10 protein-coding genes are annotated in these 11637 nt (G+C 56.2%); 2 read left to right on the top strand and 8 right to left on the bottom strand.

Translation table 11 applies throughout. The features are described 5' to 3' along the window. Positions 1-11 precede the first annotated feature (11 nt). The 7 genes from O9H85_RS07175 to O9H85_RS07145 all read right to left on the bottom strand — a co-directional run bounded on the left by O9H85_RS07175 (position 12) and on the right by O9H85_RS07145 (position 6367). A complete protein-coding gene (locus O9H85_RS07175) occupies positions 12-1121 on the bottom strand; it encodes a ParB/RepB/Spo0J family partition protein (RefSeq protein WP_269880625.1) in 1110 nt (369 codons plus the stop codon). Positions 1122-1208: 87 nt separating this feature from the next. Beyond that, a complete protein-coding gene (locus O9H85_RS07170; protein WP_269880624.1) occupies positions 1209-2177 on the bottom strand; it encodes a DNA-3-methyladenine glycosylase 2 in 969 nt (322 codons plus the stop codon). Continuing rightward, positions 2137-2697, bottom strand: coding sequence for a methylated-DNA--[protein]-cysteine S-methyltransferase (locus O9H85_RS07165; protein WP_269880623.1), 561 nt, complete (start codon positions 2695-2697; stop codon positions 2137-2139). Before O9H85_RS07165 ends, O9H85_RS07170 begins: the two co-directional genes overlap by 41 nt. Positions 2698-2700: 3 nt before the next feature. After that, positions 2701-3270 carry a bifunctional transcriptional activator/DNA repair enzyme AdaA gene (locus O9H85_RS07160; protein WP_269880622.1) on the bottom strand — a complete coding sequence of 190 codons (570 nt, stop codon included), beginning with the start codon at positions 3268-3270 and terminating at the stop codon, positions 2701-2703. 160 nt (positions 3271-3430) lie between these two features. Then, positions 3431-4240, bottom strand: a complete 810-nt coding sequence (locus O9H85_RS07155) for a YitT family protein (RefSeq protein ID WP_269880940.1) — start codon at positions 4238-4240, stop codon at positions 3431-3433. A gap of 126 nt (positions 4241-4366) precedes the next feature. Next, positions 4367-4723, bottom strand: a complete 357-nt coding sequence (locus O9H85_RS07150; protein ID WP_269880621.1) for a hypothetical protein — start codon at positions 4721-4723, stop codon at positions 4367-4369. A gap of 309 nt (positions 4724-5032) precedes the next feature. Further along, positions 5033-6367, bottom strand: a complete 1335-nt coding sequence (locus O9H85_RS07145) for an ABC transporter substrate-binding protein (RefSeq protein ID WP_269880620.1) — start codon at positions 6365-6367, stop codon at positions 5033-5035. 171 nt (positions 6368-6538) lie between these two features. Between O9H85_RS07145 and sdaAB the strand changes: the two genes are divergently transcribed. Beyond that, the gene (sdaAB, locus tag O9H85_RS07140) at positions 6539-7225 is read left to right on the top strand and encodes an L-serine ammonia-lyase, iron-sulfur-dependent subunit beta (protein WP_269880619.1); all 687 of its coding nucleotides are present in this window, start codon (positions 6539-6541) and stop codon (positions 7223-7225) included. After that, the gene (gene sdaAA / locus O9H85_RS07135) at positions 7222-8097 is read left to right on the top strand and encodes an L-serine ammonia-lyase, iron-sulfur-dependent, subunit alpha (RefSeq protein ID WP_269880618.1); all 876 of its coding nucleotides are present in this window, start codon (positions 7222-7224) and stop codon (positions 8095-8097) included. The genes sdaAB and sdaAA overlap by 4 nt, the downstream gene beginning before the upstream one ends. A gap of 174 nt (positions 8098-8271) precedes the next feature. On the opposite strand, the gene O9H85_RS07130 is transcribed toward sdaAA, so the two are convergent. After that, positions 8272-11547, bottom strand: coding sequence for a DEAD/DEAH box helicase (locus O9H85_RS07130; protein ID WP_269880617.1), 3276 nt, complete (start codon positions 11545-11547; stop codon positions 8272-8274). Between the last annotated feature and the right edge of the window lie 90 nt (positions 11548-11637).

The raw sequence follows: 11637 nt of genomic DNA, 5'->3' as shown, positions 1-11637 counted from the left end.
GGCATAGCCGTTTATCTTGGTTTCAAAGCTTCCCGTACCGTTCTCCAGCCGTTCAGGTGGAGCTCCAAGGTTCGGAGAAGCTGGTCTACTTCTGTCCGGAACGCTTTCTTGGCTTCCGGAGCGAGCTGTTCGTACGAAGCAATCGTATCAGCTGTCAAGGGAGAGTGCGGAGCAAGCGAGGCAGCGAGCTGCTGCAGGCAAAGCTCGATGGGAGCGGCCTCGGCCATCGCTGCCGCCGTCGCCGCTGGCGCTCCAGCCGGGTTCGGCTCAGCCTGTGCCGCAGCCATCGCTGCCGGTGCCGACAGCAGGCTTGGCGCGGCCTCAGCCTTGTTCGTGCCCGCCACCGCCGCAGGACTTTCTTCAGCCGCCTTGGAAGCCGCGGCCTTCGCTTCGGCCGCCTTCGCACGCTCGGCCTTGTTGCTTTCCTGCACGGACCAGGTTTCCAGGAGTCCTTGCCCGGTCTTGTACAGCAGCTTGCTCTTAGTGCTATCGGAGAGCTCCTTCGATTTGAACAGCTTTGCGATTTTCTTCACATCGCTTACAGGCAGCTCGTCCCGGGCGATAATGAGCGCCAGCGGGTCGCGGTGCTCGATGGGCAGATCCTTGATCGGCAGCAGTTGGTCTTCCGTCAGCTTGTCCTTCTTGATTTCCGTCCCGCTGATGACGAGCTTCTTCACCGCCGCTCCGAATTTCAGGAGCTCGCATTTGTTCTTGATGTACGACTCCGGTTTGCCGAGCTTGCTGGCAAGGTACTTGGTCGAGCTGCTGAACTTGGCATCGTGAAGCAGCTTATGAAAAGCTTCCCCTTCCTCGATCGGGGTAAACCCGGCTCTCGTGAGGTTCTCCGCGATCTGCTCCAGGTATATTTCAACCTCGTCCGTCACGGTGGAAACGATGCATGGAATCGTCGGGCGGCCGAGTGCTTTGCAGGCTTTGTACCGGCGGTTGCCGTAGATGATTTTATAACGGCCGTCCGGCGTCGTACGGACTTTAATCGGAGAGAGCAGCCCGAGCTCCTGGATGCTTTGCACCAGCTCCTCCAACGATTCTTCGTCGAACTGCACCCGGGGCTGGTCTTTATCTTCGTCAATCAAATCGGTAACAATTTCAATAATGTCCATTCGTCCATTCTCCTATAATCGGGTTGTACGCAGCCCTAATTATACCAAAGAAAGGAAGAGAACATCAAAGGGGAAGTCTTAAACCGCTTACCGCTCGGGTCCCGGAGGCGCCGGCGATAGGGTTCGCCATAAATAAAATACGGCATAAGCCTCCCAGCCACTCCATGGCGTAAACAGCTGCCGGATTTCCGCTTCCGCAGGCTTGCTATCTTGCTTCAGCAGAAGCTTGAGCGCATTGTGCAGAGCGGCATCGCCGATCGGAAAAGCGGACGGATCGCGCAAGCAGCGCATCCGCACATAATTGGCCGTCCACGGTCCGATGCCGGGAATGGCGGTCAGCTGGCGCTCGGCCTCCTGAAAATCCCCAAGCGCCAGGAGGCCGGATTTACTTATCGCTCCGCTGTCCATGAGCTGCGCCAGGCGCAACACGGTTTCCGCCTTCTTGCCTGTAAACTGGAGCTGCTGCAGATCGCCCGCGGCAGCACCGGTTAGATCGCTGGGCTTCGGAAACAGCCAGTAGTTGCGGTCCTGCCAGTCCGCCCGCTTGCCGTAGGCGGCGACAAACCGCTTCTTCAGTGTATAGGCGAACGCCAGATTAATTTGCTGTCCAATGACCGCCCAAACCAATGCCTCGAATAGGTCCGGGATCCCGGCGATCCTCAGGCCGCGGTAATCCGAGGCGAGCTTTCCCAGGATGGAATCCTTCTCGGCCAGCCGGTAAAAGGGAGTCATATCCCGGTTCAAATCGAGCCATTCCGTTACGTAATCCGCAGCCGCTTCGCACGCCCCGCGGGACCCGGGCAAACCGTCGGCGAACACAAGCTCAAGGGAGGAGCTGCCGGCGGCTTCACGGATTTCGATTAGCCGAGCTTTGCCCTCGATTTCCAACAGCTTCATCACGCGGCTTCCCTCTACGGCATGCAAGCATTCTTGGGGTGAGCGGCTCAAATAGATGAGTGCTTCGCGATAACTGAACGGTTCCGGCAAGGGGATCGTTACGCTGGACGCCGCGGTATTAGAATTGGAATCGGGCATGTCCCTTGGCGGTATAACCATGGAAACCCTCCAGCTGAAGCAGATCTTCCTTCGCCTGCAGTCCGCCCCGGAAGCCGGTCAGCGCGGCATTCTTGCCAATGACGCGGTGACACGGAACGACGATGGGGATCGGATTCGCGCCGTTGGCCGTTCCTACCGCTCTCACTGCGGCAGGACGTCCGACAGCCTCGGCGATGTCCGAATAGCTTCGGGTTTTCCCGTACGGGATTTGCGTCAACGCCTGCCAGACCGACTGCTGGAAGGTGGTCCCCCTCATATCCAAAGGGAGCGTGAAGGCTTGGCGCGAGCCTTCGCAATATTCCTGCAGCTGCCGGAGGATGTCCGCCATGCGCTCGGGCGCTTCAATCAGCAGGGCGCCGGGAATTTCTTTAGAGGACCAACGGCTTAAAGTATCGAAGGTTTCGCTCGGCCACGTAATGCGGCATAACCCCCGGCTTGTTGCCGCAACGTAGAGCGGGCGCTCCAGAAACAGCGCATGCTCGAAGCGGCTCCAGTAAATTTCGGTGATACGGTGATCCATGATTTAGGTTACCTCCTGCCTGCTGTGCAGCCGATATTCGTTCGGCGTGCAGCCTACGGATTTCTGAAACACGGAAGAAAAGTGGGAAGCGCTGCGAAATCCGACGGCTGCGGCAATGTCCGCGATGGCGAGTTCCTCCCCGGCGAGCTGCCGTTTCGCTTCCTCGAGACGGGTGAGCACCAGCCGCTTCGAGGGCGTCGTCCCGGTCGTCCGCTTGAACAGACGCTGCAGGTGGTAGGGGCTCATCTTCAGCTCCGCAGCGATTGTATTAAGGGTCAACGGCTCGGAGTAGCGGGCTGCGATCAGCCCGGTGACCGCCTGTACGAGCTCCGCATCGGGACCGTTCTTGCCGGGGGCTTCGGGACGGCACCGCTTGCAAGGACGGAATCCCGCCTCCTGCGCCTCTGCGATGCTGCCGTACACCCGGACGTTCTCCGGTTTCGGAAGACGGGACCTGCAGGAAGGCCTGCAGAAGATGCCCGTCGTTACGATGCCGACGTAATATTGTCCGTCATATCTTGTATCCCGCGTTAGAATCGTATCGTATACAGATTGAAGCAGCGTATCGTCCATCTGTCGTTCCCTCCTCCGGCTTCTCCCTATTATAAACCCCTCAGACGCTCCTGATAATATAGAGGAAATAGGACAGCAATAATTCGACAGCTGAGCGCTTCGCCCGGGAACAAAAAAACCACCCGAGCGCCTTCCGGCGCCGGGGTGGCGATGTTTCCGTTCAGTGAATGTCTTTCTTCTTGAATCTTCCGCCTTTTACATCATGAATATTGCCGATCGCAAGAAAGGCGCTCGGATCGTGCTCATCGACGATCGATTTGAGCTTCGCTTCCTCCAGCCGCGTAATGACGCTGAAGATGACTTTTTTATTTTCTCCGCTGAAGGCACCTTCCCCGTTCAGGTATGTGACGCCCCGGCCAAGCCGGTAGGTGATAGCGTCGCCGATTTTATCGGATTCGTCGCTGATGATCCATACGGACTTCGATTGATCGAGACCCTCGATCGTGATGTCGATCATTTTGAAGGCGATGTAATACGCAATGAGCGAATACATGGCATGATCCCAGCCGAAGACGAACCCGGCGCTGCTCAGGATGAATAAATTGAAGAACATGACAATTTCGCCGACGGAGAACGGCGTTCGCTTGCTGAAGAGAATCGCCACAATTTCTGTACCGTCCAGCGAACCGCCTGAACGAATAACCAGCCCGACGCCGATGCCGAGAATGATGCCGCCGAACACCGCCGCCAGCAGCGGATCGATCGTAATCGGATCGATGGGGTGAAGCAGCGTGCTCCCGATGGACATGATGAGTACCGAGAACAGGGTCGAGACGGCGAACGTTTTACCGATCTGTTTATAACCGATCAGAAGGAAGGGCAGATTGAGCAGCACGAGAAAGATGCCGAGCGGTACATGCAGCAAGTGCGACAGGATGATGGAAATACCTACGATGCCGCCGTCAATGATATGATTCGGAACAAGAAAAATATCCAGGCCGACGGAAAACAGAAGCGATCCCATCAGCATAAAGAAAAATCGGCGAAGCAGCTTCGTGCGGGTTTCTTTTTGATGCTGTGACGGTATATGTTCATTCAATTGTAATGGATTAGTCATAACGAATCTCCTCTTCTTAGAACTCTTGATTGGTTAAGGTCAAGAAGAGGCAATCACGTACATCGACGTGAATTTGAGCGGTGCCAAGAGGCTCCGTTTCAGCAGCTTGGGAATTTTGGATAGGAGGAAGCATAAATAGATGATTATCCAGGGGATATACAAGCGTTCAAGAATGTGATCTTCCCCCAGTACGGGAGCTTTCGGAGGAGGAAACCATTTACACGCTTCGCTTGGCTCCAGACGCATGCATACGAGCGTTTCATTGGACTGGCCCAGAGTCGGTTCATCGAAGCTGATTTGCTGAGAAATGGGAGGGGTGAGCGGGAAGAGGACGAAGGCTACGACAAGCCAAACCATGATAACCCACTCACGACGATAACCCGGCGACCGCAGCACGCAAACCCCTCCATTCTTGATGAAATCCCTTTGAATAGTTTGGATTTTAGCACTTCTTGTTGGATGAGTCAACGTAACGTTCCGTGAAAAAATAGAGCCCGGCAAGGGATAATATCCCAAGCCGGGCTCGTATTTGCAGATCGGCAAAGCTTAAGACGCCACGCAAGCGGCAAACTGCTCCCGGAACCTCCGAACGTAACCGAGGAAATTGTGCTTCCATCCATCGGTTAACGTAAAAATTAGAGATGTATTCTCTGGTTCAACGAACCTCTCTTTCTCTTCAGCTCATGGTAACAGGTCTTGCAACGTTTATTTGCGCTTCTCGTCGATCGCTTTGCCGATGTCTTCCCCGGCTTGCCTCAATGCCGTATTGATGTCCACGCCGTCAATGACGACTTTAAGGAAAGCGTTGTTTATCGCATTGCCGATCTTGTTCGGATCGGGCCGGATCAGGCCTTTATCCCGCTGCGGAGGTGCGGGAGCCAGATCGTACTTGTACGAGGCTTCCACATGCTTACCCTTGAGCTGGGGCACATTTTGACCGAACGTCTTCACCGCTTTATCCGATGCTTTAAGGGACGGGATGCCTGCCAGGTTGGCAGCGTAGTCGGCTTGAACTTCATCGGACAGCAGGTAAGTAATGACTTTGAAGGCGACATCTTTGTTTTTGCTCGTCTTTGTAATGAAGCAATAGGCCGAGGAGGCCTGGTTCATCGTGTTCGGCTTTTCTTTGAAGGTAGGAATCGTCGCCATATCCCAATCCAGGCCATCGGGGAAGTTTCGGAATTTGGTCAATTGATTGACCTGCATGGCAACGTCGCCCTTATTGAAAGTGTCGGACTCGATTCCCGCCGAGCGGTTCTTCGTATCCCGGTTATTATTCGCTATCTGGTAGAAGCGCGCCAAATTCTCGAACTGCTTCTTCCAATCCTCGTCATTGAACATTTTATCGCCGTGCGGGTACAGATACGGGATTCCGAGTTGATTATCTCTCATGATCACTCCCTGCTGCGAGCTGAAGCCCCGGTAAACCTTTCCTCCATCCGAACGGGTCATCCGTTTGGCCAGGTCGAACAACTCGTCCCAGGTCATGCCATCCTTCGGATAAGGAACGCCGAACCGGTCAAACAGCGCTTTGTTGTAATATAAAACCTGCGGATCGAAGTCCGGCATCGGAAGGCCGAACAGCTTTCCTTCCGGATTCGTATTCTTGACCGCATCGATCAATTGCGGTTTGAAGCGGTCGATATCGTAATTGTATTTTTTATCCAGCTCCGACATATCATATGCAAGATCCGTATCGATCAGCAGAGCGTCGATGCCGTTCAGCTTGCCGTACATAACATCCGGATAAGTTCCCGCATTCAGCAGATCCTGAATCCCCTGTCCTTGAATTCTCGGCAGGAAATTGATCGTGACATTGGGGAATTTGGCTTTAATTCTATCCCCGTAGTAACGGTTGAACACGTCCTGGTCATCCGGGAAATCGGATTTGAAAATCAAGGCAACCGGTTCATTACCCACCTTGCTGAGATCCGCCGTCTCCTCCTTGGTTACTGCCGGCTTGTCGGAGCTGCAGCCGGATAGCGCCGGGAGGAGGAGAAGGATAGAAAGCAGGCTTGCATTTATTGTTCTACTGAGCAAGAAATAACCCCCTAATAGTATAGATATCCCCTTGACGGAAGCGCATACATTTCTATAAAATTTATTATATAAGAGGATATTTTTGGAATACTATGATCGAAATTCACTTCTTTTGTCGTAAATCAATAATAGTATCCTAAATCCCAACACATTCGGATAGGAGGCGGCCGGTTGCGTTTTAAAGATGTATTCTCGATCATCGGTCCGGCCATGGTCGGACCTTCCAGCTCACACACGGCGGGGGCCGCCCGCATCGGCCGCGCGGCACGCCGGCTCTTCGGCCGGCAGCCGGAGTCGGCGGAGATCGTGCTGTACGGTTCGTTCGCTGCCACCGGCAGCGGCCACGGCACCGATTCGGCCATCGTTGGAGGGCTGCTGGATATGGATACAGATGATCCAAGGCTGCCGTCTGCGCTCGACCTCGCCCGGTCTGCCGGAATGCATGTGAGCTTCCGTCAAGGAACCGGCTTGGCTCCGCATCCCAATACGGCAAAGCTGCTGCTTACGGCAGAGGGCTCCCGCTTGACCATGACCGGCATTTCCATCGGCGGAGGCAACATGGAGGTTGCCGAGTTGAACGGCTTCCGCGTGAACATGACGGGTCTCTATCCGGCACTGGTCATCCTGCATCAGGATATTCCCGGGATGATCGCGGAGGTGACGCAGCTGCTGCAGCGCGAACGAGAGAATATCGGCAGCATGACGCTGGATCGGCGAAGCCGCAGCGGAGAAGCGCTGATGGTGCTGGAGCTGGATACCCCGCCGTCCGGTGCCCTGGTGCCGGCCATTGCCGCGCTCCCCGGGATTCGGGATATAACGCTCTTCGATATGGTATCGTCAAGGAGGGAAGATTCATGAATTTTCGCAGTCTGAAGGAGCTTGCCGAGCGCTCGTCGGCGCGTCAGACGAGCATCGGACGGTGGATGCTGGAAGAGCAGAGTCAGGAGTCGGGCCAACCGCAGGGGACGGAATTTGCGAAGATGGCCGACTATTACCGGATCATGAAGGAAGCCGTTGTCCGAGGGCTTACGGAGGATACGACCTCGCGCAGCGGACTTACGGGTCGCGACGCGCAGCGCGTCATGAGCTTCCGGGGGCGAACGGAGCCGGCGCTGGGGGATGCCGCGAGCCTGGCGATGAGCTATGCACTCGCCGTATCCGAAGTGAATGCATCCATGGGGCGCATTATCGCAACGCCGACGGCGGGTTCCTGCGGTATTATCCCCGGTGTATTCGTCAGCTGCCAGGAAAGGTTCGGGTGGGAGGACGACATGCTCGTTTACGGTTTATTTGCCGCGGGCGCCATCGGTTATGTGATCGCCAACAATTCCTTTATCTCGGGCGCGGAGGGCGGCTGCCAGGCGGAGATCGGGTCGGCAATCGGCATGGCTGCCGGTGCGCTGGTCGATCTGCGCGGCGGTACGCCGGACCAGGCGGTTCATGCCGTCGGGCTCGCATTGAAAAATTCGCTCGGACTCATCTGTGATCCTGTCGGAGGCTTGGTGGAAATTCCCTGCATCGTTCGTAACGACTTCGGTGCGGTTACCGCCCTGGCGGCAGCAGATATGGCGCTTGCGGGAGTACAGAGCGTCATCCCTTCCGACGAGGTCGTTCAGGTTATGCTGGAGGTCGGCTCGGCAATGCCCGAGGCTCTCCGAGAGACGGCGGGCGGGGGATTGGCCCAGACGCCGACAGGCCGGCGCATTATGAATGAGCTGCGCACGAAGTGATTCGGCGGGTCTCGCGATGAGGATTGAGCGGCTTTCGCACGGTGGAGGCTTGGGACTATTCCGGGGACAATCTGATAGCCGGCTGGTACGGTTCGCCATGTCGATCGCCCTGACTTCTATGAGGAAAAGGCCTTGACCCCTGCTCTTTGGCAGAGGTCAAGGCCTTCATCATGTTCAAATCATCAGAATCTCGCGGATCTCCTGTTCGGATAAGGAGGATAACGCCTCCTCGCCAGGACGAATCACTTCGTCGATCAGATGCTTCTTTCGCTGCTGCAGCTCCACCATCTTATCCTCGACGGTACCCTGGGTGACAAGGCGAATGACCTGCACCACGTTCTTTTGTCCTATCCGGTGAGCACGGTCTGCGGCCTGCTGCTCGACGGCGGGGTTCCACCACAGATCATAGAGGATCACGGTGTCCGCACCCGTCAGATTGAGTCCGGTACCTCCAGCCTTCAAGGAGAGAAGGAACAAATCGCGTTCTCCTTCATTAAAACGGCGGCACAGCTCCACACGTTCGGGCGCCGGGGTATCTCCGTCCAAATAAAAGTACGGTACGCCCTGAGCGCCGAGCTCCCTTCCGATGATGCCGAGCATCTCCGTGAATTGCGAGAAAACGAGCGGCCGCTTCCCGGCGCTCCGGCACTCCTCGATCATCTCCAGCAGCTGCTCGAATTTAGCGGAGCTGCCTTGGTAGCCTTCAACGAACAAGGCAGGATGACAACAGAGCTGACGAAGACGCGTCAAGCCTGCCAAGATTTTGATCCGGTTCTTATGGAAGGTGTCGGAGTCCAAGTGCTTAAGCGATTCTTTCCGCAGCTTCGCCAAATAGGCGAGATACAGCTTCTTCTGCTCCGGCAGCATCTCCGAGGCCTGCACCGATTCGATCTTCTCCGGCAGCTCCCTCAGCACGTCCGTCTTAAGCCTGCGCAGCAGGAAAGGACGGATTCGCCTTGCAACCGTCTCGCGCGGCAGCTCGCCGAACGCACGCCGGTCCGGGAACAGCTCGGGGAAGACGGCATGAAAGATCGACCACAGCTCGTCGAGCCGATTCTCTACCGGAGTACCGGTCAAAGCGAACCGGTGCAGGGCTGTCACCTCTTTTACCGCCTTGGCCGTCTGTGTGCCATGATTTTTAAAAACCTGCGCTTCATCCAAAATGAGTGTATGGAACGCCTGCTTCGAGTACCAGGCGACATCCGTGCGCAATAGGGGATAGGAGACGATCATCACGTCCGTTTCCGCGGCCTTCCTGCGCAGCCGGCTCCGCTCCGTTCGGCCGCCGTCCGCCACGAGCACCCGGATTTCCGGGGCGAATTTCTTTAGTTCATTCCGCCAGTTATAGACGAGCGATGCGGGGGAGACGATTAAAGCCGGAAGCTTCAGGCTGCGGATTTCCGGAAGGACGGACAGAAGAAAAGCGATGCTCTGCAAGGTTTTGCCCAGTCCCATATCGTCTGCAAGAATGCCTCCGAACCGGTAATGCGCCAGCGTCTTCATCCAGCCGAATCCGTACTCCTGGTAATCACGGAGCACGGAAGTGAGCCCGTCCGGCACAGCGAACTCGAGATGGTCCGGATGACGGAGGTTTTCCAGGAGCTTGCGGAACGATTTGCCCAACCGAACCGCATGTCCTTGCTCGCGGGACTCCGTCAGATGGAGCGCCCGGACAAGAGGTACACGGATGCCTTCGTGATTGATATCCGCTCCCCGAATGCCAATTTCATTCAGGAAGCGGATGATTTCCCGAAACTCGGCGGTGTCCAGCGGCAGCAGGGCCCCGTTCGGCAGCCGGTGAAATTTTCGCTTCTCCTCCAAGGATTGAAGCAGCTTCCGTATTTCCGTCTCGGGAATGCCTTCCAGCTCGAACCGGCATTCCAGCCAATCCGTGCGCTCGCTCAGGTTAACTGTGACCTTCGGGGGCATAAGGCCGCCTTGAATTCTAGACTTTACGGCCGAGGTGGCGTAAACGTCAAGCAGCTGCTCCAGCTGCGGTACGACTTGGGTCAGAAATTCGAACTCCGCATCCTCGTCGTCCAGAACATAACCGCCTTCCGTCCTCGTGAAGGAGCTTTGTTCCATCAGCTCCATAATCCGGTTTTCCTTCTCCCCGTCCCGCATAAGGAGGGGACCTTGGCCACGTTCCTCGGGGCTTCGGCCCTCAAACGGATTGATATGGATAGCTCCGTACCGGAATTCCAGTCCTGCCAGAAGCCGGTCCCTTACCCGGTCTAAATACAGAATGGCCTTCAGTGGAGTCTGCACGATCCGGTCGGCAACTGAGCCGGCGATATGAACGGTGCCCAGCTTCATTAGTCCGGGGATCACCTTTTCCATAAAAAGCTCCATTTGCCCGGGAGCAATGCCGATTTGACGCTTGCCGGACGCATCCAGCATGAGCTTCAGGTCGAAAAGACGCTTGCTGCTGTCCGGGGGAAGCTTAAGCACTTTGTTCTCGGAGAGAACGGCTCCGTACGCCGGCAGGACGGTCAGCTGATCCAAGCCGTAGACGCTCATTTGATAGGACCCGGGCTCTGCACGATCGAACTCAAACCGAAGCGGGAGCGGCTCGCCTGAGATTTCGAGCGATTCATAGGTTCGGGCCGCATGCTCCAGCTTCACGTGCGGCGCTTCAGCCAGAAGAGGAAGGAGGGTTTCCCATGACGAAGGAGGGACAAGAAGACTCCGCCCCCCGCCGGCTCGTCCCGCATCATATCCGGTAGCTTCATGGTACGTATCCTCGTTCCGATTCAATTCGAGCAAATGCCGCAGGACCGCATCGTCCCGGCCGGTAAACCCGTGGAGATCGGGATCGTATGCAAAATGTCTGGAGAAAGGGCAGGCTTCCCTCCGGTACAAGCAATCCAGAAATTCTCTCAAGTTGGATATGAGATACAGACGGCCGGGCCCCGCCTTTGCTTCAATGGCAAATATCGTCTTGCGGCCGCGGGAGACGATCCTGCAAATAAACTCGACCTCCAAGAGCGTCCTGGAATCGAACCTAGTGTCCGCTCGGGTAGGACGATTCGGTTTGTCGGCGAACAGGCCGAGCAGGCTGCTTGTCAGTTCCTTGTCGTTTGCCGTAATCAGGCTATCCTCCGAATCATCCGGGTCTCGTTCCCGCAAGTCGGGTTCGGAGTGAATCGCAGAGTGAACGCGCTGCTGCCTATCCAGCATAGCGATCAGGACGGCGGCAATATGCTTGCAGAATCGATCGTAAGAGGGGAGAGAAGGGCAGGTGCATTCCGCGTTTACATCTCCTTCGTATCCCCGGCTAACCTTCACGTGATAGCTTCCCTTGTCCTTGACGACGGCCTCGCCGCAAGAAGCCTCCGGATCGATCGGGCCGAGCGACACCTTTCCCGACCGCTGGATGGCCGCTCCTTTTTCATAGGCGGTTCGGCCGCACATTAACTGAATGGATTGCACCGTCAACCGCTTGCTCATGGGCCTAAATCCTTCTTTCGCTATGCCTGGCATGAATTATTGTATTATCATAACAGAAATCGGCGGAAAAGAAAGCGATGAGCTTACGGC

The organism is Paenibacillus gyeongsangnamensis, from assembly GCF_027533625.1.
Taxonomy (GTDB): domain Bacteria; phylum Bacillota; class Bacilli; order Paenibacillales; family NBRC-103111; genus Paenibacillus_G; species Paenibacillus_G gyeongsangnamensis.
This window is presented reverse-complemented; position numbering and strand designations above follow the sequence as displayed.